Annotated in this window: 1 pseudogene; it reads right to left on the bottom strand. The window is 71.0% G+C overall.

The features are described from left to right. Window positions 1-347 (bottom strand): annotated as a pseudogene (locus tag GWK61_RS55340) (spermidine/putrescine ABC transporter substrate-binding protein); the annotation flags it as partial. Between the last annotated feature and the right edge of the window lie 73 nt (window positions 348-420).

Genomic DNA, 420 nt, shown 5'->3' with positions numbered 1-420 from the left:
TAGTTGGGGACCTTGGAGACGTCGACGGGGGCGACGTCCCCGCTGGCTATCATCCGCAGGCTGGCGTCCCCCGAGGCGGAGACCACGTCGTAGCGTCCGGACTTGACGTCCGCGACCATCTCGTCGGAACTGCCGGCGGTGTCGGCGTGCACCTGGCAGTTGGTCTGCTGCTGGAAGGGCACGATCCACTGGTTCTCGGCGTAGCCGTCCCACACGACCATATACAGGTCGCCCTCAGAGGCCGAGCCCGGCTCGGCCATCGGCACCGGCGGGGCGACGAAGGCCCCGGCGGCCGCGGATCCCGCCCCGGACGAGCAGCCCGCCATCAGCGCCAGGGCGGCGACCACAGCGGCCAGGCGCGCCGCGAGGGACCCGTATCGACGTCCAGAGGACGCCGAACGCACTATCGCCATAGACCGG

Origin of the sequence: Catenulispora rubra (assembly GCF_015356825.1) — a bacterium.
Lineage (GTDB): Bacteria > Actinomycetota > Actinomycetes > Streptomycetales > Catenulisporaceae > Catenulispora > Catenulispora rubra.
Note: the sequence above shows the minus strand (reverse complement) of the source record. Positions and strands in the feature narration are given on the sequence as shown.